This window comes from Alteromonas sp. P256 (genome assembly GCF_036864455.1).
Taxonomy (GTDB): Bacteria; Pseudomonadota; Gammaproteobacteria; order Enterobacterales; family Alteromonadaceae; genus Alteromonas.
Window position 1 is genome coordinate 139,178 of the sequence record NZ_JAZETM010000009.1, and the last position, 20,988, is coordinate 160,165.

Below are 20,988 nucleotides of genomic sequence, written 5' to 3' on the forward strand. Positions count from 1 at the left end.
GAAGTTTATTTATCTTCACCGTCGGGTGTGGTTTTGTAGCGCTCGAACCACTCAAGAATATTCCCCACCTTTTGAATAAGGCGAGATGGCTTGCTTGCTATCCCGTGTGAAGCGCCAGGTATTCTCACCATGGCTGCATCAATATCCTGAAGCTTTAACGCCTGGTAATACTGTTCAGACTCACTAATCGGCGTGCGGTAATCAGACTCACCGGTTAACAGCATAGTGGGCGTCGTCACGTTGCCAACTAATGAAAGTGGGCTGCGTTTCCACAGTTTGTCGGCAATATTCCACGGCATATCAGACATCCAATATTGACTGAAAAACGGATAGGCATCGGCGGTCAAAGCAAAGCTCATCCAGTTAATCACAGGCTTGGCAACCACGGCCGCTGCAAAGCGGTCGGTCTTTCCGATTGACCACGCCGTGAGCACACCGCCTCCTGAGCCACCGGTAATAAATAGGTTGTCGGTATCAACATAACCCTTGTCGATGACAGCATCGACGACGTCCATAAGGTCGTTATAATCCTCAGATGGGTAGTTATGGTGAATAAGGTTGCCAAAATCTTCGCCATAAGAGCTACTGCCTCTTGGGTTAGACCAAGCCACTACATAACCTTGCGCCGCCATTAACTGTATTTCCATGGCGAAGTGGGGGCCGTAGGCAGCGTGCGGACCACCGTGAATTTCTAAGATAAATGGGTATTTTTTACTGCTATCAAAACCGGGTGGTAGTGCTATCCAAGCATCGATGTTTCGCTCATCAACGCTAGAAGTTACCGATACATCAATCACCTCTGCAAGTGCCTTATGACCCAGTGTATCGTCGTTGAGGTGTGTTAAGGCTCTATCGTCATCGCGGGTGCGATACAAAGTAAGATCGCCCGGCATATTTCGAGCTGCGCTGGTATACACAATGGTACCTTCATCGCTCATGGCGAAGGCCCCCGATGTATACGGTCTACCTAGTGATTGACCACCTATGGCAACGTCCAATGGTTTCACGTCGCCTTTAAGGTTCACTGCTGCGAGTTTATTGTCACCTTTATCGAGGTATGAAAAAACAAGCCCTCGACTATTCTTACGCCACGTAAAGTCGCCGATAGCACGGTCAAGGGAAGAGGTGAGACGGGTTATTTTGCCGTCACTTAGCTTCATCACAAGCAGGTCATTGTTTTGATAAGACAATTTTCTATCGTTAACATGGGTAAACGCGAGATATTTACCGTCAGGGCTTAAGGCGGGTGAGCCCTCAGGTCCTTCCATGCTGGTCACTTGCTCACTTTCAGCGGTAGCGACATTGACTCTGTAGATATCACTAAAGTAAGGATGCAGAGCATAATCTTCTCGATGAGGCGTGGCAAAATAAATCCAATCACCATCTTTTGAAAATGAAAGCGAACCACCGCTGGGAAACTTTCCATCCGTCAATTGTCTCGGCGTGCCGCCTTCAACAGGAAGAACATAGATTTGGTTATACCCTTCCCGTAAATAGCCTCGCCCGTCGCCGCGGTATTGCGTGGTATCAATATAGGTGGCTTGTTCTGCCCATTTGGCTCCCTCTGGCTTTGCCGGCATGCCGGTGAATATTGGGGCGTTTTTTTCTTCGGTAAAAAGGCTAAAGGCAAGTGACTTGCCATCAGGAGACCAGGTTAAGTTAGATGGCGCTTCGTCGCTGTTGGTAAGGCGTACAGATTGCTTTGAATCAAGGTAATACAAGTGCAGCTGAGCGCGTCCATCAACGGCTTTGGTATAGGCGATAACAGTACCGTCGGGAGACAGTGTGGCTTGAGAAATATTTTCATCTTGCGCAATGAATGGACGATGTTTACCTGAGCTTATATCAACCTGCCACAGCCTGCTTTGCCTGCTGTCAGACATAATGTCTAAGCTCTGACGGCTATAAATAACGGTGTCATCATTGATGAACTGCGGATTAGAAACAAACTCTAAATTGAATGTGTCGTTGTAGGTTAGCACGTTGGGTGCGTTATCAGTTGGGCTTTCAACACCAACGCTATCAGCAGCAGATACTGGCGTTAGGGCAGCGCATATAGCCGTCATCGCAGCACATAACGCGAAGTTACGTTTGCGATTTACCAAGCGGTAAGCAGACATAGGTTTTCCTTTTTATTTTTAATGCAGAGAATGATTCGGTAACGATCATTTCTCTTACCATAGCCTGTTGCTTTAAATTGTGTAAAGCCTGTGCGGCAAACTTACCCTTTAGTGTGACAAACAGCGCACTGCCTTTGTATTGGGGCGCGCGCAGAAACTGCTTATTGAGGCTAACTGTTAAGGCTAATTATTTTGGCTAGTTTCTGAGGCTAATCCGGCCTACCAAAATATCTTTAAACATTACCCAGTCGCCTATAAAGCTGTAAAGGGGATATTTAAAGGTAGCGGGTTTATTTTTTTCAAAGAAAAAATGACCCACCCAAGCAAATCCATATCCCACTAGGGGAATCAACCAAAGGTAAATTAACACGTTAGTGAATATGGCTGTGGCGATAATTCCCAGAACAAGCCATGAGCCAATAAAGTGTAGCGTGCGGCAAGTGGCGTCGCTGTGTTCTTTTAAGTAAAACGGATAAAACTCTGCAAAAGAGCTAAAGCGGGAATCAGACGATATTTCATTGCTCATAATTTTCTGCCTTATTTATATACGTCATCGCTTACTAAGGCGAAGCGCTTGTTCTTACTATTTACACTAATTTAACATGGTGCTTTGTCAAATAATGTCATAAATACGACAATGTTTTTTCTACTTTGTCTGTCATTACTGCCTATAAATAGGATATGCGCTTAGCCTTGTATTTTGTGTCTAACTACCCCATATTCCTTTGCATATAATGATTAAACAAAAGGCACCCGTTATGGAAAATATGATTGCTAATACTCAGGCAACCATTGTTGATATTACCGTCGAGAACTTTCAACAAATTATAGTTGAAGCGTCGCAAGAGAAAGTGGTGCTTATCGATTTTTGGGCTCCGTGGTGCGAGCCATGCAAAGACCTACAGCCAATTTTAGAGAAACTTGCCGGTGAATACAGTGAGCACATGATACTGGCGAAAGTTGATTGTGAAGCACAACAAGAGGTGGCAGCTCAGTTTGGAATTCGCAATCTGCCCACCGTGATGGTAGTGCAAAACGGTCAACCTGTAGATGGTTTTGCCGGTGTGCAGGGCGAGCCGCAAATACGCGAAATGTTAGGTAAATACCTGCCTAATCCTGAAGACGAACTGCTTGCCACTGCGGGTAAAGCAATTCAGCAGGGCGACTATGCAGCAGCACTGCCGGCTGCAAAAGAGGCGCTGGCACTTAACGAAAGCAATGTGAACGCTAAGTACATGCTTATCGACTGCTTTATAGAAACCGGTTCAATCGATGTGGCTAAGCAGCTATTGTCAGAAATTAAGCTAGTGGATCAAGACTCCCGCTACCAAACTTTAAATGGAAAAATAGAGCTGGCGGAGCAAGCGGCCGATACTCCAGAAATACGACAGCTGCAGTCGGTAGTCGAATCGAACCCAGATGATTTACAAGCAAAGGTGGATTTGGCCGTTCAGCTACAGCAGGCCAATAAAGCGCAAGATGCGCTTGCACTGCTCTATGCGGTGTTAAAGAAGGAGCTTGGTTTCGGCAATGCTCGCAAACTGATGATGGATATGATGAACGCGCTGCCAGATGGCGACCCGCTCAAATCTGAATACCGCAGAAAGGTATACAGCCTGCTTTACTAAATGGCATAAGGTATAGTCTTAACCGCAGCTGTTAAGGCTATGCTGTTTTTAATTATAGTTTGGATAAGATAGGTGAATACCCCTGCGTATCTAGCCAGTTAAGCGCTTCAAAATACTTTTTAAAATACTGCCGTTCGTAGTGAGGAAATTCTGAATCTCTTTGTTTAGACGGGTGAGTTCGCTCAAGGTGGGCTTTCTTAACCATGCCACTATCTAGTACATAGGCAGAGCGGCACAGCCCCATAGCAATGTTGGTCTTAATGGCCCCTGAAAGGTACGCCTGACAATCTGGTGTAGCCAGCACCCAACGCCTACCGTCCATCAATGCTGCCCAAGGTTCACCATCAAAGCGTTTAATCAACGAATGCATCTCTTCAACAAATAGCTGGGTGGTCTTTAAATTCCACGCGCCTAAGGCAAACACTTCTAACACATTGCCAGAAATGTCCACAGAGTAATTGCCGTAAGGAGGGAACTGCATTTCTTTTTTATAACCACCCTGTTTTTGAAAGTGTGTGCCTAACGAGAGTTAATGTGAAGCGTATGATATTTTATACTGTTATCTTATTTTATAGCATATATTCTGGGTTTTAAAACTTACATAGGTATAAATATTCATACTATGGATTAAACTTTTTACACTTAGGGAGAGTTTAGTTTGCTGTTTTCATGTCACCGCTGATAGGTTTTGGTAAGTTAAGTGTTGTCAAAGTAAGAGTAATTCATTATGTCCTATCAGCATTTTTATACCAGATTCCTCGAGGCAAATGAGGGCAAGCAACATTACGCGTGCCACAGTCATTATTTTTGGCCAGACTGTACTCGCGAGGCCATGCTTCAATACTGGGATGATAGCGCCCGCTACGTTGATGCAAAGTGGGGCTATTTTTTTGAAACACTCGTTCCCGAATTACAAAGCAAGATAAGTGAAATCATCGGTACTAGCGCACCAGAACAGCTGGTGTTTGCATCTAATACCCATGAGTTACTGTATCGCATAATGAGCTGCTTAGATTACTCTCGCGAAGTGACCATTGTATCCACAGATAGCGAATTTCATAGCTTTCAGCGGCAAGTCACCCGCATGAATGAACAAGACAATATTAATCTTATCAGCGTGCCCACCCAACCTTACGATACTTTTAGCGCGCGTTTTAAAGCTGCTATTAATGAGCATCAGCCAGATCTGGTGTTTTTTAGTCATGTGTTTTTCAATTCAGGCTTCGTGGTAGATGACGTAGACAGTATTGTTGCTAGTGTAACGAATGACGATACGCTAATCGTGGTAGACGGTTATCATGGGTTTATGGCAAAGCCTACAAACCTTAAACATATAGAAGACAGAGTTTTTTATTTATCGGGAAGCTACAAATACGCGCAGGCCGGAGAGGGGGCGTGTTTTGCTCATATTCCTATAGGCTGTGCGTTGCGCCCTGTGTACACCGGGTGGTTTGCCGAATTTGGTACGTTAGATAAGCCTCGTTCGGGGGAGGTCCAATACAGTACCGACGGCATGCGGTTTGCCGGCGCCACGATGGACTTTACTGCGCTGTACCGCTTGCGTGCAGTACTAGAGTTGTTTGAAGCGCACCACCTCAGTGTCGAGAAAATTGACGAGCACGTTATGGGCATGCAGCGTCACTTTTTAGCTCAGCTAGATGCAAACGGCCACACGCAGATTAACCGACAGGCGTTAGTGGTTAAAGATGACAACGTACGGGGGCATTTTCTAACCTTTGAATTTGATAGTGCTGATGAAACCCAGCAGTTAGCGAATGCTTTAAAAGCGCAAAATATACTCACCGATTACCGAGGAAATCGATTGCGCTTTGGATTTGGCTTATACCATACGCCAGACTATGTAGATTTGAATGCTCTTAGCAAGGTGTAACGCACTATTTGATAGCGTCCTTTTCCCTCAGCGGTTACCCTTGTAAACTTATTCATAGCTTGTCAACTAAGGCTGCTTGCTGAATTCGCTAAAGAAAGGAGAGGGAAATGTCATGGTTTATACCTGCACTGGCGCTGGTGCTTATTATAGAGGGAATAGGACCATTGCTATTTCCCAATAAATGGCGCAATTACTTGCTGCAAATAAGCCAGCAGCCCAGTAATCAACTTCGTCAAATAGGTGGTGTGTTGGTTATTTTTGGTACACTGTTACTCCTGTTTTTTTCGTAGCTCAATGAGCACTTTAATAAAAGCATAAGAAAGACGGTTTTAATTCTATTGACCGTTTGTTCAGTTTATCCCGCTTGCGAATAAAAAACGTTACCCGTTAACCCTTTATAAAATATAGGGTTAGTGGAGTTTGTACCTTGCTTTATGAGTGCATTGACAAAATATCTTCACACCAAAGGGCGTTCTGTGGCGCATTTTTGTTCGAAAAATAGATGATACTTTGCGTAGAATTTTGTAGAATCCCCGCCTAATTTTTTAACACATATGATTCATGGCAAAGAACGTTGTGGTACTCGGCACTCAATGGGGTGACGAGGGTAAAGGAAAGGTCGTAGACCTACTCACTGATCGCGCAAAATATGTTGTTCGCTACCAAGGCGGACACAACGCAGGTCACACTCTAGTAATCGACGGTGAAAAAACCGTTCTTCACTTAATCCCATCAGGCATCTTACGTGACAACGTTACCTGCATAATTGGTAATGGTGTTGTGTTAAGCCCAGACGCACTTATGAAAGAAGTCACTATGCTAGAAGAGCGTGGTGTTCCTGTGCGTGAGCGTTTGAAAATTAGTGAAGCTTGTCCTCTGATTCTTCCTTATCACGTAGCACTCGATGTTGCTCGTGAAAAGGCGCGAGGCGCTAAAGCCATCGGTACAACCGGTCGCGGCATTGGTCCAGCTTACGAAGACAAAGTGGCTCGTCGCGGTCTTCGCGTGGGTGATTTGTTTAATGCTGAAGACTTTGCCGCCAAGCTAAAAGAAGTGCTAGATGTGCATAACTTTACGCTGACTCAATATTACGGTGAAGAAGCTGTCGATTTTGACGAAACGTTGAAAGGCGCGATGGAAGTTGCCGATATTCTTAAAGCAATGGTTATTGATGTTACCGACGAACTTGATAAAGCCGACAAAAACGGTTTGCCAATCATGTTTGAAGGCGCTCAAGGTACGCTGCTTGATATTGACCACGGTACCTATCCTTATGTTACCTCGTCGAACACCACAGTAGGCGGTGTGGCAACAGGTGCAGGCTTTGGTCCATTGAAGCTTGATTACGTGCTAGGTATTGTAAAAGCCTACACAACCCGTGTTGGTTCTGGTCCATTCCCTACAGAGCTAGATTGTGAAGTAGGTCAGCACTTAGGTGTTAAAGGTCATGAGTTCGGTGCAACGACAGGTCGTAAGCGTCGCACAGGTTGGTTTGACGCTGTGGCCATGAAACGCGCAGTGCAGATTAACTCTATCACAGGCTTCTGCCTGACCAAGCTTGATGTACTTGACGGTTTGGAGTCGCTTCAAATTTGTGTAGGCTACAAAGACGCTGACGGTAATGTGAAAGACGTACCGCCTATGGCTGCTGATGGCTACGATAAGATAACACCGGTATACGAAGAAATGCCGGGTTGGTCTGACAACACCTATGGTGTAACAGAGTTTGAAGGCTTACCGCAAGCAGCGAAAAACTACATCAAACGCTTAGAAGCGTTAACAGGTGTGCCAATCGATATCGTATCAACAGGCCCAGACAGAAACGAGACTATCGTGCTACGTCATCCTTATGATGCCTAATGCAACGAAACGTTAGCTTAAGTATGCAGCCGCCGCTGTATTCTTAAGCCGATACATCAAAAAAACCTAGCCTGTGCTAGGTTTTTTTATGCGCGAAACAAAGTAGATAACATCGACATAGTTGTCTAAGCAGCCCTAAAAGCGCCATAAAAATGCGCTGCAAAGGGCAAAAAGCGCTAATCACGCGCTAATAAAATACGGCAACGAGCGAACATTAATAAACAATTTAGTTGCGTTGCAGCAGAACATACCTATTAATAGAGTATAGAACGTCGAATTTTTTCGAGCTGACAACGCCAGCGGAGCCTTCATATGCCAACTAGACCTACTCTTCATGCTATCGAACCGGGTATTTGTTTTATCGACAATGTTAAAAAGCTAAACGCTAGCTATCGCACCACAAAAACACAGTCTCTTGACTGGCGAAAGAATCAATTGTTGGCATTAAAGCGCATGTTAGAAGACAACCAAGAGGCGTTGTTAGAGGCTCTTAAAGCGGATTTGGGCAAATGTGAAACCGAGGCCATGGTTGCCGAGCAAGGTTTTTTATTGTCCGATATCGATCACACCCTTAAGCATTTAGACAAATGGGTTAAGCCTCGCAAGGTGTCAACTCCCATGGTAGCGTGGCCAGGAAAAAGCTTTCAGCAGCCTGAGTCGCTGGGCACAGTGCTTATCATTGGTGCCTGGAACTATCCGTTACAGCTATTGCTAGCGCCTTATATTGCCGCACTGGCGGCGGGTAACTGCGCCGTATTAAAGCCCTCTGAGCTTGCAGAACAAACGTCGGCGCTGGTGGCAAAGCTTATCCCTCAATACATGGATGTGTCTTGTGTAGAGGTGATAGAAGGTGGTAAAGAAGAGGCAACTGCGTTACTTGCTTGCAAATGGGATCATATCTTCTACACCGGCGGTGAGGCCGTTGGCAAAATTGTGATGAGTGCAGCGGCCCGTTATCTTACTCCGGTTACCCTTGAACTTGGCGGTAAAAGTCCGTGCTTTGTCGATAAAAATACAAATTTGAAGGTTACCGCTAGGCGCATTGTCTGGGGTAAGTGGATGAACGCAGGGCAAACCTGTGTAGCCCCAGATTACATCATTGTAGAAAAGGGCTTTGAGCAGCCCCTCATCGATGCCATTAGAAAAGAGCTTAAAAAGCAATATGGTAAATCGGCACTCGCCTCGCCAGATTACGGCAACATTATCAACAAACGCCATTTAAGTCGTTTACGCAGTTATTTAGATAACGTGAACGTGGTTTATGGCGGCGAGTTTGATGAAGAGCGCCCGGCAATGGTGCCCACCTTAGTACTCGAGCCGGGTCTTGATAGTGCTATTATGCAAGAAGAGATCTTTGGGCCTATTTTACCCATAGTCACGGTACCGTCGTTAGACGATGGTGTTGCGTTAGTGAATGACGGTGCTAAACCCCTTGCGCTCTATGCTTTTAGCGACAGCGACGAGGTGCTCGACCGAATTATTAGTGCCACTAGCTCCGGTAGCGTTTGTACAAACGACACCATGTTATTTATGACCAATCCCGAACTTCCCTTTGGCGGTGTTGGTAATAGCGGTATGGGCAGTTATCATGGTCGTGCAGGGTTCGATACCTTTAGCCATTTGAAAACAGTAATGAAGCGGTCATTTGCGCTAGATGTCCCCTTTAGATACGCGCCGTTTTCTAAATTTAAACTGTCGCTACTCAAGAAATTTTTATAATAGGACGTTTGATGACACAGCCGTTTCACTTAGCTATTCCAGTAACAAACTTAGACGATGCCAATCGATTTTATGGCGAATTGCTTGGCTGTGAGAAGGGGCGTAGCGATACCCAGTGGATAGATTGGAATTTCTTTGGTCATCAGCTAGTTACCCACTGCGTAAATGAAATGCCCTCGCCACCTTCCTATAATGGCGTAGACGATCACGCAGTGCCTGTGCCTCATTTTGGCGTAGTGCTAACAATGGGGGTATGGCAGGAACTAGCAGAAAAGGTAGAGGCGGCTAATATTGAGTTTATTGTTGCCCCTTACATTCGTTTTAAGGGAAAGCCTGGAGAGCAGGCCACTATGTTTTTCAAAGATCCTTTCGGCAATGCATTAGAGTTTAAAGCGTTTGCCGACATCAATCAGCTGTTTGCCTCGTAGCTTAAAGTTCAGGCTCATGGCTTGACGCTCAAAGCGCTACACCTAACGCTTTAGCAGCACACCCTCAGTGTAGTGACATTACCTGGGTAATGTCATTCTCATTTCATTTTCTCAAAGCCAGTCAGAATCAGGCGAGTCTAAACCAGACGAGTAAAAAACAAGAGAGTATAAATCAAGTGGGTAAAAATAATTTGCAGAAAGTTCTTATTTTAGTCGATGTGCAAAATGTCTATTACACCTGCCGTCAGGCGTACAAACGCAACTTTAACTACAACCGCTTTTGGCAGCGAATTAACGCCAATAGCGATATTGTCAATGCATTCGCCTATGCAATAGATAAGGGCGATAACAAACAGCGGGAATTTCAAAATATACTTCGGGCTATTGGCTTTGATGTAAAGCTCAAACCTTTTATTCAACGTGCCGATGGGTCAGCAAAAGGTGATTGGGATGTTGGCATTACCGTTGATGCACTGCAATACGCCGACAATGCCGATGAAGTGGTGCTGGTATCTGGCGATGGCGACTTCGATATACTCGTGGAGGCACTGAACGCCAAGGGCAAAAAAGTCTCTGTATATGGTGTACCGGCGCTAACGGCAGAAAGCCTGCAAAAAGCGGCATCGGAGTATATACCCATCGATGCCGCACTTTTACTCTAGTGCTTTCACTATTTTATCGTGCTTTGAACACTAGGTCAGTACGCCCTAGTTAGAGGCAGCGACAATGCTTTTTCCTCTGCCGCTGGCCTCTGATGCTGCATCAATACCTGCGTCAGTTCGCTTAATAAGGTGTGTATCACCAAAGCGTCGGTTGTCAATGATATACCCCATGCTTTCAAGGTTTTTCAATGTGTCCTTGTTGAAACCATCGTGCATTCTAATGGTGTCTTTCGGAAATAGTTGGTGATGAAAACGGGGCGCATTAACGGCATCTTCGGCGCTCATGTCGTACAGCAACACATTTAATAACGACTGCGCTACCGATGAAATAATGGTGGTTCCCCCTGGAGAGCCGGTCACCAGCACCACGTCATTGTCTTTTTTCACCAAGGTTGGCGTCATCGAAGACAGCATACGCTTGTAAGGTTCAATAGCATTAGCCTCGCCGCCTATCGCGCCAAAAAAGTTGGGCACGCCTGGCTTGGCGCTGAAGTCATCCATTTCGTCGTTAAGTAAGAAGCCTGCGCCGCTAACCACTACACCGCTACCAAAAGTCAGGTTAATAGTGGTGGTATTGGCAATGGCATTACCCCACTTATCCATAATTGAAAAGTGGGTGGTATCTTCGCTTTCAGGAAGGCCAGGCTTAATCGTGATGGTTTTTGAAATGGTGTCTGGTTGAATATCCTTTGCCCGCGCCGCAATATACTGTGGCTGGGTAAGGGCGGCAACAGGCACGTTTACAAAGTCTGGGTCGCCCAAGTATTCAGCTCTATCGGCAAATACACGCTTACCAATTTCCGACATTATGTGAATGTATTCGCTGCTGTTGTGGGCTGGCAGTTCGTGCTGCGCTGTGTAGGCCTCAAGCATACCAATCCACTGTGCTACAGCGACACCGCCTGAGCTTGGCGGCGGGGCAGTCACTAACTCATATCCCTGCCAGCTCAATTGGAGTGGCTTTCTCCACACTGCTTTATAGGCCGCTAGGTCATCGTGGTTAATTAAGCCCTTATTCTGCTTCATAAAGTCCACAATAAGGTTAGCCACTTCGCCTGAGTAAAAGCCCTCTTTGCCTTTTAACTGAATGGTTTTTAACGTGGCCGCCAGTTCAGGTTGTTTGAATACGGTATTGGCTTTAGCCTGTTGAAAATAGTCTGCAAAGTTGCTGTTAATACCGTTATTTTGAGTTCGGCTAATGTAGTTTGAAATATTATTAGCTAGCTTGTCGTGCACAACAAAACCGTCTTCAGCTAATTGCACTGCAGGGGCAAGTAAGCGTTCCCAGCTTAGCGTGCCATACTTTTTATGGGCGGCCCACATTCCTGCAACCGTGCCCGGAATACCGGAGGCTTTTGCACCAAAAAGCGATTCGTAAGGTTTTACGTCACCGTTATCGTCTAAATACATATCGCGGTGAGCCTGTTGAGGCGCCATTTCCCGATAGTCGAGAAAGTCTGTAGTGTCTTCAAACTTAATGGTCATAAAGCCACCGCCACCAATGTTGCCTGCCTCAGGCAAGGTGACTGCCAATACAAATTGTGCAGCAATCGCGGCGTCAATGGCGTTACCGCCTTCTTGTAATACTGCCATTGCAGCATCGGCACTGTAGCTATCTGGCATAGCAACAGCCTGCTGCGTCATTGGGCTTTTAACATTATCATTTTCATACTGACCAGCATCAGAAGAAGCCGTATAAGTGCAGCCTGCTCCTAGTGCTATGACGCCAACAAGCATTGCTGCTTTTAGCATCCAGGCATTAAATATTATCCGTCCAGTCATGTATAGCTCCTAGTTAATGCAAAAATGGGGGTTACCCAATCATAATGACGCTAGCAATGAAGTATGCAATTAGCGTGAGTACACCGGCGAAAAGCGCATAGGGTATTTGTGTTTTAACATGGGTAAGTACATCGCACCCTGCTGCCAGAGAAGAAACCGCTGTTGTATCTGAAATAGGCGAGCAATGATCGCCAAATATACCGCCTCCCAAAATAGCCGCAATAACCAGCGATGGGGGTAGTCCTAAACTTTGTATTAGCGGTACGCCAATAGGAATAAGAATAGCAAAAGTGCCCCACGAGGTGCCCGTGGTAAAAGACATCACGCCACCGGCAATAAATAGCATTGGCACAATAAACACAATAGGAAGGTATTCGCCCACTACGCCAGCAACAAACACCCCTGTTCCTAAGTCTTTTAAGCTATTACCAAGGGTAAGAGAAAGCAATACAATGGTAACCAAGGGCAGAAGCTCGCCCATGCCTTTAAAGCCAATCTCTACCGCTTCTTTGTGGGTGAATCGTTTGTGAAACAACAGCAAGAAATACGCAAGGGCAGTAGCGAGCGCTGTGGCGTAAAGTACAGATTTACTGCCGCTTCCTTGTGAAAGCGTGCCGTTACCAGTCCAGAACATAAAGCCCACCATGCTAAATACCATCACCAGTAAAGGCGCTATCATAAAGCGCGCTTTAGTAGCCGGTTCAGAGTGCTGCGTGACGTCGGTGTGAGAAAGCGCGTTTTCTTCTTCTAGCATTGGGCCGTGTACTTTGTCGGCAGATATAGTGTAGGCGACAATAAGAAGAGTAAAAATGGCGTAAAAATTAAATACAACGCTGCCCCATAAAATGGAGGCAGAAGAGGCGGGCAGTTCGTAGGCATCTAGCAGACTTAATATAAACGCGCCCCAACCGTTAAGGAGTATTAATATACAAACTGGCGCACTGGTAGAGTCAATAATGTAGGCAAGGCGAGCGCGGCTCATTCCAAACCGGTCATATAAACCTCTGGCAAATATACCCGCAGTCAGCACGCTTAAATTCGATTCGATAAACACCGCAATACCGGTAAACATAGTCAGTCCGCCCACCTGTTTACGAGTTTTGGCTACGCCTTTGCCAACCAGAAAGTTAACGGTAGCGGTAACACCGCCAGAATCGCGAATAAAGGCTAGTAGTGCACCAACTAATACTGAAAATAATAATACCCTTGTGTTACCTGGGCTAGAGGCTGTGCCAACCACTCTTTCAATCGCATTAATCGGCGCAAGGTAAGTGCCGCTTAAATCTGTATTGATCAATATCAGCGTTTCCGCGCAAAGCACAGCAAGGGCCAGTGCGAGAATGACTTCTTTTTTCCAAAATACAACGGCAATAGCCACAATTGGGGGGATGACTGACATCCAATCCATACTACTTTCCAAATCTAAACGTATTGACTTAGCGCCAGGGGAGCGCTCATTAACGTGACTAACTCGCAGAGAAACTGCGGGTTTAGCGGTGATCAGAGCAGTTAGCGTTCTGCTAGCTTCCTAATTAATAGTAGCGTACCGTATTGTGTGCGTTGTTACCAAGGATTAGATAAACATTGTCGTTCTTCACATTTAATAAAACCAAAACCCCCGTTATAACATCAAGTCGTTCAGTACTCTCTGCGTTAACGCTTTTTAGAAAAAGCCTATTCATTGCTGGTTTTATTACGGCAGTAGCTGTGCCTTGTTTCGCATCTGATTTTAGCGCTAGTTTTACACCTAGCAGCGCCAACAGTGAAGTCAGTGATGCTCAGCTTACAAAAGCCAAGTTGATGATAGGGCAAAAAATGATGTTGGATTTACGTTATTTTTGCCAAGATGATACCTTATCCAAGCAATGCAGAACGCCTGTTACGTCCATACCGCAGCCATTACTAAACTTACTCAGTAGTGAAAATATTGGCGGCGTAATACTTTTTAGTGAAAATATTCATAGCGCCAAGCAGCTTGTAACAATGAATTACGAGCTACAGGCCAACATGCGACAGGCGGGAAAAGAAGCCCTCTTTATTGCTGTTGACCAAGAAGGTGGGCGGGTGGCTCGATTACCTACCACTATATTACCCGCTTTTGCGGGTAACTTGGCTATTGGGGCGTCTGCGCATCAACATGGTAATGCGTTTGCTAGCAACATTGGTGAGCACATAGGCAGAACATTGCTGCCGCTGGGGATAAACACTAACTTCGCCCCTTCTGTAGATATTAATAGCGAACCCAATAACCCCGTTATTAACGTTCGTAGCTTTGGTGAAAGTCCTGAACAAACCGCAGAACTTGGTGAAGCCTTTGTGTCTGCTATGCAAAAAGCTGGGGTATTAAGCGCGCTTAAACATTTTCCTGGTCATGGGGATACTCGCGTAGACAGTCATTCGGGACTACCGCTGGTTGACCATTCGCTTAAACAAGCACAGTCTGGCGACTTGCTTCCATTCGCTAATATTATTAATAGCGACACACCGCCAGCCATGGTGATGAGCGCTCATATTCAATATCCATCCCTAGATAATACCACCATCAAAAACAAACAGGGCGAACTGCAAATTGTGCCGGCCACCTTGTCTAAGCGCATCTTAACCGACATGTTACGCAACCGTTTAGGCTTCGATGGACTCATTGTAACCGACGCGTTGGATATGGCGGGCATATCACAATTTTTTACGCAAGAAGAGGCGGTGATGATGGCCTTTGACGCGGGGGCAGACATTGCACTTATGCCATATACCATTCGCAATCAACGAGACATAGCGGCATTTAAAGCCATGCTAAATAGCCTTGCAATGCGAACGGTGAAAGATAAGCAAAAGATGGAACGGTTAACAGCGTCACACCAACGGGTGTTGCGGATGAAGTTACATCATCAATTAGGCCGGTACGTGAGTAAACCTATGTCGTGGTGGCTTAATGAAGCACAGGCGAACACCGGTGAGACTACTCTACGCAGTGACAAGGTTATCCCAAAATCGAAAGCAGCAGGCTATTTAGAAGAGAATGCCAATGCACTGTATTTAAAAGGAAAGCAAATCGAGAAAGCGCTTTCTGAGTCGTCTGTCACCTTATTGTTTGGAAAAAATAAACTTCCCGTGAAAGCAATGAAGTGGGTAGCGCTTATGCCAGACGCAGCGCGATGCTTAGCCCTTGAAGACGCGTTACTTGCTGTCGACGTTAATGCTCAGTACGCGTGTTTGCCGCTCATCGAGCTGCCGAATAAAGGGTTAGTATCGCGGTTAATCACGCAATCTGATGCACTCATTGTGGGTGATATTACGCCACTTCACGCCAGCTATGAGCTTGGTGGGTTAGATCTAGCCTCGCAACTCGCAAATAGGGCAAGTGGAGCGCAGTTAAACGCCTTTGGCGCATATGCAATGAAGCTGGCAAGGTCGCACGGCAAAACAGTAATTTTTGCTGCAATGAGAATGCCTTACACCGCTAAGGCGGCAATGGACTATGCAGATATCGGCATTGCAACTTATGACTATGCAGTAACAGTTTTGCCAGAGTCGAAACAGTCGAATGCTTTACAAGACAATTCATTAGAGAAAAGTGCGCTAATCGATACCAACAGCGATGAATCTGGCCCAAGGGTGTCTAGTCAGAGTCTTAAAACCTTAATGAAAGTGCTAAGCGGAAAACTTGTTCCAAAAGGAAAATCTCCAGTTAGCTGGCAACAATAGTTACGCTACTATTTTTAATCTTACGTGCCAAAGTAATATAAGTGCTGGGGCTAGTATTAAGGTTGATAGAGGGTTAATAAAGGGGCAAAACAGAGTAAAAATAGGTCGTAAGCAGGGTGAAAACTAGGTGAAAAAAAGCGTTTGTTAGATCAAATATGTGGATATAAAGACCCGTAAGTTGCTACCCAAACATTGAGTTAAGCACTAGGCCAAACAGTAAGTAAAATACATAAAAAACGCGCTGAAAATTGGTAAGAATAAGCGGTGTGTTAGTACTCACTAATCAGCTTTTTAAAAAGTCTAAAGTGTTATCTCAAGCTGAAAAATTAGCAGGGTTTTTAGCGAAAACGTTATCGGCAATTTGCGCTATTTTTGTTTACTTTTTTTGTGATGATAGACAACGAATAAAGCTGAAAATAAGACAATAAACGAAGGAATAAACTAAGCTCCTACTGTCAGTTTATGCCACCTAGTAGTATGTCACCTAGTAGTATGTCACCTAGTAGTATGTCACCTAGTAGTATGTCACCTAGTAGTATGCCACCTAATAGTGTGTATTGTTATGTACCAACCTGCTAATAATTGTGAACTGTAAAACATTAGATAAGTGCTGATCCTCTCAAGCTGTTCCTCAAGCTGTTCCTCAAGCTGTTCCTCAAGTTAAGTCCCAGTTTACACTCAAAATATACGTCAGCAATTCTCAACGTATACACAGGTAATATTTAAAATATCCCTTTAGCCAGCATTTTAATGAACACTCTTTAAAGAAATGTGAGTGCTCACTAATCTCTATGCGTCTATCTAGCAGGCTTGCTCGTTGCCGGTTTACACACGGCGTTAACCGCCCGCGCTTTTACAGGCGCTCACGCTGTAGCAGATATAAGCTCATGCTGTTGAAGATAGCCGCTTGTCATAAATGGGTTGGTGGGCAATATCTAAGTGAATACTATTGATAGTTTGTAAGTGGTTACAAACTTTATTTTGAAGTGTGTTTAGCCTGCTCTGAATAAAGTAAATAGGGGGCTCGCTGCGCTTTAAATTTTACAATGTCTGCTTGCCAAGACTCATAAATTTCTTCTGCGTTTTTGCCTGCCACTATGGCTTCTCTCAAAGACGAATTTCCGGCTAATTTATCGAAGAAATCTGGGCGAGTAAAAAAAGTTTCATTAGCCAGTTTTACCGCGTTAAATGTATCTAGCAAGGTTTGAATATTTAGCCCGCTTATTGAGCTTGATATTGCATTTTTGGCCACTGGTTTTTGTGCTATTTTTTCTTTCGGTTTTCGCGCTTTTGAACTTGTATTTGTTCTTACATTTGGTGTTGTCGACCCTCCTATTATTTGTGGCTCTGATATTAACATTTGTCCTTGAGAATCTTGCGCGCTAGAAAGCTTAGAAGCATAAGAGTTGGCCACAAGAGTTTGAGCAAACAATGTTGTGCCTTTGTGCTTCGGATTTGACGCACCATGGTTTGCATTTACCTTAATGCGGCTGTTGCCCAACTTGGCAACGGGATGACCTATAAGTTGAAAAGGAAGGTCAGTTCCGCGCCCAATGCTTACCGATGTTCCCTCAAAAAAGCACAGCGTAGGGTAAAGCCGAATAGCATTATCATTGGGAAGGTTTGGACTCGGCGCAACGGGAAGCGAGTAGGGAGTGGTTCGGGTATAGTTTGCTACTGGCACCACCGTTAGCGTTGCGCGTTTATCTGTGTCTATCCAACCTTCTCCCACTATCATTTTGGCAAGTTCACCTAGCGTCATACCATGAAGTACGGGAATGGGATGCATGCCAATAAACGATTTAAAGGGTGGCGTAAGTAACGGCCCGTTAACATAGGCGATATTAGGGTTCGGCCTATCAAGCACAATCACATCAACACCTTGTTCAAACGCGGCTTCAATAACGTAATGCATAGTACTCAAATAGGTATAAAAGCGCACGCCCACATCCTGTATGTCGAAAATAACGGTGTCGATATTTTCTAACATCGCCACAGAGGGCTTTTTGGTTTTACCGTAAAGAGAGTGAATGGGTAAGCCCGTTTGAATGTCGATGTTGCTGTCTATCTTTTCTCCGGCGTCTTTATCTCCCCGAAATCCGTGCTCGGGAGACATAGTGCTGACCACATTGATATTGCGAGCGAGCAATGCGTCAAGCAGATGCTGTTTAGTTGCTGACGGAGTGCCAGTTGACTTATCACCATCACCCTGAACGCTAGGCTCCGGTTCGCTATTCGCAACCAGGGCACTTTGGTTAACAACCAGAGCAACACGTTTTCCTAATAACAAAGGCAAATAGGTGTCAAACTGCTCAGCGCCAACTTTAATCTGTGTGGCACTCGCGGGTGGTGTATTTGACGCTGCCATAGCCCCTAAAGGAATAGCCCCTAGAGGAATAGCCCCTAAAAAAATAGCCCCTAATGGAATGACCAATCCTAAGCTAAATCTCAGGCACAATCTCGAGAATAATCCCAAGAAAAATTTCAGGCACAATCCCAAGCTGTGCCTCAAACTTAATGCAAAGAACATTAAGCCGCATCGCACTGCCGTGGTAAAAGACGGAAAAAGGCATTTTGATGATCTATGTCTTTTCATATTGCTTCCCTTGTTAAGGCTTTGCTGCATGCCTTTTACCAATGTATTGCACCCTTGTTGACCCTTATAACCTTTTATAGCCAGAGGGCTCACCTATTTCGTCTGTATTTTCTAGTTATCTATTTTTAGTAATTTATTCGCTAGTTATCAGCCTTTGGCGTTGGCTTGTCCGCGGTGTCGGTTTTTACTGCTTTTCTTAAGTATCCGTTATGATTGCTCAGGCTTTTAGCCGCTTGCTCTGCATTGGTGTTAGTCAACACCATCAGTATAGCGACCTTTGCCTTATTTTCGCAGGCGTCGAGGGCCTTTATGGCGGTGACCTCATCACACTCGGTGGCTTGCATTACAATGCGACATGCACGGGCTTTCAATTTCTCATTCGTGGCGTTCACGTCTACCATCAGGTTTTCGTAAGTTTTACCTAATTTCACCATGGTGGTGGTGCTTATCATATTGAGGATCATTTTTTGCGCCGTGCCCGACTTCATTCGGGTACTGCCTGTTAATGCTTCCGGACCAACTACTGGGCATATTGTAATAGCGGCGGGTTCAAATATGGCAGCGTCAGGACTACAGGCAATAGCGGCGGTGGTGCAGCCTAGCTCACTTGCATAGGTTAACGCGCCACTGACATAAGGCGTGCGGCCACTTGCTGAAATGCCCACTACGGTGTCGTTCTTAGTCAGTGATAGGGCAACCAAATCATCTTTGCCGGCCGCACGATTATCTTCAGCGCCTTCTACTGCGTGCACTATGGCATCGTCACCTCCTGCAATAACTCCCACTACCAGTGAATCGGGCACGCTAAAAGTGGGTCTGCACTCCACCGCGTCTAAAATGCCTAACCTGCCGCTGGTACCGGCTCCAATATAAATAAGTCTGCCGCCCGCTTTAATGCTTTGCGTTGCTGCATCCACGGTTTGTGCAATTGCTGTAATTTGCGTGGCTACGCTCGCTGCCACTTTTGCATCTTCAGCATTAATTTTTGAGAGGACGTCTACGGTAGAAAGTGTATCAATGTCGAGAGTGTCTGGGTTTCTGCCCTCCGATACGATACGCGCTAAATCGTTGATAAGAGAATGAGAAGATGAAGGCTGTGACAATGGCATGAGAGATACTCTAATGAACGTTGAATAACGGGCTAATAGCCAAGGCTAATCAGAAAGCGCTTAGAATAGCGGCATTTGCCTAAAGGTGAAAGGCCACAAACCACAGGTAAAGACAAACGCGGTCAGGTTTAACTCATGATATAATCTGCGTTATTAGATATGGTCACACAGTGATTGTATTGTGATTAGCAACTTTTTTATGCAGTGAGAGTTAATCTGTGAGCCGTCAAACTCAAGCCATCATCCACGCAGATGCCGTACTTCAAAATTTCAGAAGATTGTCGTCTATGGCAAAGCACAGCCAATCTATGGCCGTGATTAAAGCCGATGCCTATGGTCACGGTGCTATTAATGTTGCGCGCATACTTCAGCATGTGTCGCCGCGCTTTGCAGTGGCTATTATTGAAGAAGCGGTGGCGTTAAGAGAAGCGGGCATAACGGTGCCAATAGTGGTACTTGAAGGGGCGCATCAAGCCAAAGAGTGCGCAATGGCGGCGCAATACGACTGTATATTAGTGATGCATTCTTATGAACAGCTACAGTGGATGCAAAAATGTGAAGTATCTAAACGCCCCCACATTTGGTTAAAAGTAGATAGTGGTATGCATCGACTGGGTTTTTCTACCGACGACATTGTCCAGGTGGTGGCTCAAAACCAAAGCCTGCTTACCAGCGAAACCACTCTAGTCACGCATTTCGCCAGCGCCGACGATCCAGATAACGATTTTACAGCCACTCAAATAGCCGCTTTTGAAACCAAGGTAGCGTCTTTGTCGTTACCAGTTAGCCTAGCAAACTCGCCAGCAAGCGTGAATTGGCCACAATCTCAAGCACAGTGGAATCGGTTAGGGCTCGGTGTTTATGGTGGACAGGTTTCTACTCAATCTATCATCAGCTCGGCAGTGCAGTTGTTCCCTGCAATGACCTTGCGCTCTAGCGTTATTGCGCTTAGAGACATCGCTGAGGGTGAAGGGGTAGGCTACGGACAAACCTGGCGCGCCCAAAAGCCAAGTAAAATAGCAACAGTGGGAATAGGTTATGCCGATGGTTATCCACGACACTGTCCTAACGGCACGCCCGTTATGATAAGAGGGCAGCGCGCCCCGCTGGTAGGTAGGGTGTCTATGGACATGATAACCATTGACGTAACTCACATTAATAATGTGACCACTGGCGATACGGTAGAGCTGTGGGGAGAAAACATCTCTATCAGCGAAGTGGCCTCTTGTGCGGGCACTATCGATTATGAACTGATGACACGCGTGTCCAGTCGCGTCCCTCGTATCGTGAGATACGCCTAAACTTTTATGTAGAGTGTTTCCCACTCAGAAACTGCACTACACGGCGAATAGCTAAAATTATATTAATAACTATTCGACAAAAGAATGAGGCGATTTAGCCTACCTTGTGTCTATACTGTTTGCGTGCAATGTGTGTGTGAGGTGAATGTTTCATCATCGACAGTGTTGCCAATACTCATAAGTGAGGTTT

Annotated in this window: 16 protein-coding genes; 9 read left to right on the top strand and 7 right to left on the bottom strand. The window is 45.4% G+C overall.

The features are described from left to right. Nucleotides 1-5: 5 nt before the first annotated feature. Entirely contained in the window at nt 6-2,120 is a 2,115-nt protein-coding gene (locus V7R39_RS13975; protein WP_334031429.1) for a S9 family peptidase, read from the bottom strand. A 196-nt stretch (nt 2,121-2,316) separates the two neighbouring features. Continuing rightward, on the bottom strand, nt 2,317-2,646 hold the full coding sequence (locus V7R39_RS13980; protein WP_334031431.1) for a DUF962 domain-containing protein: 330 nt from the start codon (nt 2,644-2,646) through the stop codon (nt 2,317-2,319). Between the two features lie 232 nt (nt 2,647-2,878). Between V7R39_RS13980 and trxA the strand changes: the two genes are divergently transcribed. After that, nucleotides 2,879-3,748: a thioredoxin gene (gene trxA / locus V7R39_RS13985; RefSeq protein WP_163106963.1), complete on the top strand. Its 870-nt coding sequence runs from the start codon at nt 2,879-2,881 to the stop codon at nt 3,746-3,748. Nucleotides 3,749-3,800: 52 nt separating this feature from the next. Here the strand turns inward: trxA and V7R39_RS13990 are convergent, their stop codons facing one another. Beyond that, nucleotides 3,801-4,229, bottom strand: coding sequence for a hypothetical protein (locus V7R39_RS13990; RefSeq protein WP_334031432.1), 429 nt, complete (start codon nt 4,227-4,229; stop codon nt 3,801-3,803). A gap of 246 nt (nt 4,230-4,475) precedes the next feature. On the opposite strand from V7R39_RS13990, the gene V7R39_RS13995 reads away from it, so the two are divergent. From V7R39_RS13995 to V7R39_RS14020, 6 genes are all read left to right on the top strand, one after another. Then, the gene (locus V7R39_RS13995; RefSeq protein WP_334031433.1) at nt 4,476-5,639 is read left to right on the top strand and encodes an aminotransferase class V-fold PLP-dependent enzyme; all 1,164 of its coding nucleotides are present in this window, start codon (nt 4,476-4,478) and stop codon (nt 5,637-5,639) included. A gap of 107 nt (nt 5,640-5,746) precedes the next feature. After that, a complete protein-coding gene (locus V7R39_RS14000) occupies nt 5,747-5,929 on the top strand; it encodes a DUF2065 domain-containing protein (RefSeq protein WP_334031435.1) in 183 nt (60 codons plus the stop codon). Nucleotides 5,930-6,200: 271 nt separating this feature from the next. Further along, entirely contained in the window at nt 6,201-7,499 is a 1,299-nt protein-coding gene (locus V7R39_RS14005) for an adenylosuccinate synthase (protein WP_032095424.1), read from the top strand. Between the two features lie 312 nt (nt 7,500-7,811). Then, nucleotides 7,812-9,218: an aldehyde dehydrogenase family protein gene (locus V7R39_RS14010; RefSeq protein ID WP_334031436.1), complete on the top strand. Its 1,407-nt coding sequence runs from the start codon at nt 7,812-7,814 to the stop codon at nt 9,216-9,218. Between the two features lie 11 nt (nt 9,219-9,229). Beyond that, nucleotides 9,230-9,646: a VOC family protein gene (locus V7R39_RS14015; protein ID WP_269520925.1), complete on the top strand. Its 417-nt coding sequence runs from the start codon at nt 9,230-9,232 to the stop codon at nt 9,644-9,646. Between the two features lie 191 nt (nt 9,647-9,837). After that, a complete protein-coding gene (locus V7R39_RS14020; protein ID WP_334031490.1) occupies nt 9,838-10,308 on the top strand; it encodes a LabA-like NYN domain-containing protein in 471 nt (156 codons plus the stop codon). 45 nt (nt 10,309-10,353) lie between these two features. Here V7R39_RS14020 and ggt read toward each other — a convergent pair whose 3' ends face one another. Both ggt and V7R39_RS14030 read right to left on the bottom strand, forming a co-directional pair. Continuing rightward, nucleotides 10,354-11,952 carry a gamma-glutamyltransferase gene (gene ggt, locus V7R39_RS14025; protein WP_334031491.1) on the bottom strand — a complete coding sequence of 533 codons (1,599 nt, stop codon included), beginning with the start codon at nt 11,950-11,952 and terminating at the stop codon, nt 10,354-10,356. A 169-nt stretch (nt 11,953-12,121) separates the two neighbouring features. Beyond that, complete coding sequence (locus V7R39_RS14030; RefSeq protein ID WP_334031437.1) at nt 12,122-13,498, bottom strand: Na+/H+ antiporter NhaC family protein; 1,377 nt, start codon at nt 13,496-13,498, stop codon at nt 12,122-12,124. Between the two features lie 176 nt (nt 13,499-13,674). On the opposite strand from V7R39_RS14030, the gene V7R39_RS14035 reads away from it, so the two are divergent. After that, nucleotides 13,675-15,792 (top strand): glycoside hydrolase family 3 N-terminal domain-containing protein, encoded by a 2,118-nt coding sequence (locus tag V7R39_RS14035; protein WP_334031438.1) that lies wholly within the window; start codon nt 13,675-13,677, stop codon nt 15,790-15,792. Nucleotides 15,793-16,768: 976 nt separating this feature from the next. On the opposite strand, the gene V7R39_RS14040 is transcribed toward V7R39_RS14035, so the two are convergent. Then, nucleotides 16,769-18,160 carry an exo-beta-N-acetylmuramidase NamZ family protein gene (locus V7R39_RS14040; protein WP_334031493.1) on the bottom strand — a complete coding sequence of 464 codons (1,392 nt, stop codon included), beginning with the start codon at nt 18,158-18,160 and terminating at the stop codon, nt 16,769-16,771. Nucleotides 18,161-18,528: 368 nt separating this feature from the next. Beyond that, nucleotides 18,529-19,497: an N-acetylmuramic acid 6-phosphate etherase gene (gene murQ, locus V7R39_RS14045; RefSeq protein WP_334031440.1), complete on the bottom strand. Its 969-nt coding sequence runs from the start codon at nt 19,495-19,497 to the stop codon at nt 18,529-18,531. A gap of 218 nt (nt 19,498-19,715) precedes the next feature. Here murQ and alr point away from each other — a divergent pair, with 218 nt between their 5' ends. After that, a complete protein-coding gene (gene alr, locus V7R39_RS14050; protein ID WP_334031442.1) occupies nt 19,716-20,798 on the top strand; it encodes an alanine racemase in 1,083 nt (360 codons plus the stop codon). Nucleotides 20,799-20,988: the final 190 nt, after the last annotated feature.

What these genes read in the sequence shown, in the direction of transcription:
- murQ (WP_334031440.1), bottom strand. Translation starts at nt 19,497, where the DNA reads ATGCCATTGTCACAGCCTTCATCTTCTCATTCTCTTATCAACGATTTA.
- trxA (WP_163106963.1), top strand. Translation starts at nt 2,879, where the DNA reads ATGGAAAATATGATTGCTAATACTCAGGCAACCATTGTTGATATTACC.
- V7R39_RS14010 (WP_334031436.1), top strand. Translation starts at nt 7,812, where the DNA reads ATGCCAACTAGACCTACTCTTCATGCTATCGAACCGGGTATTTGTTTT.
- V7R39_RS13975 (WP_334031429.1), bottom strand. Translation starts at nt 2,120, where the DNA reads ATGTCTGCTTACCGCTTGGTAAATCGCAAACGTAACTTCGCGTTATGT.
- ggt (WP_334031491.1), bottom strand. Translation starts at nt 11,952, where the DNA reads ATGACGCAGCAGGCTGTTGCTATGCCAGATAGCTACAGTGCCGATGCT.
- V7R39_RS13980 (WP_334031431.1), bottom strand. Translation starts at nt 2,646, where the DNA reads ATGAGCAATGAAATATCGTCTGATTCCCGCTTTAGCTCTTTTGCAGAG.
- V7R39_RS14000 (WP_334031435.1), top strand. Translation starts at nt 5,747, where the DNA reads ATGTCATGGTTTATACCTGCACTGGCGCTGGTGCTTATTATAGAGGGA.
- V7R39_RS13995 (WP_334031433.1), top strand. Translation starts at nt 4,476, where the DNA reads ATGTCCTATCAGCATTTTTATACCAGATTCCTCGAGGCAAATGAGGGC.
- V7R39_RS14005 (WP_032095424.1), top strand. Translation starts at nt 6,201, where the DNA reads ATGGCAAAGAACGTTGTGGTACTCGGCACTCAATGGGGTGACGAGGGT.
- V7R39_RS14040 (WP_334031493.1), bottom strand. Translation starts at nt 18,160, where the DNA reads ATGGCAGCGTCAAATACACCACCCGCGAGTGCCACACAGATTAAAGTT.
- V7R39_RS13990 (WP_334031432.1), bottom strand. Translation starts at nt 4,229, where the DNA reads ATGCAGTTCCCTCCTTACGGCAATTACTCTGTGGACATTTCTGGCAAT.
- V7R39_RS14015 (WP_269520925.1), top strand. Translation starts at nt 9,230, where the DNA reads ATGACACAGCCGTTTCACTTAGCTATTCCAGTAACAAACTTAGACGAT.
- V7R39_RS14030 (WP_334031437.1), bottom strand. Translation starts at nt 13,498, where the DNA reads ATGGATTGGATGTCAGTCATCCCCCCAATTGTGGCTATTGCCGTTGTA.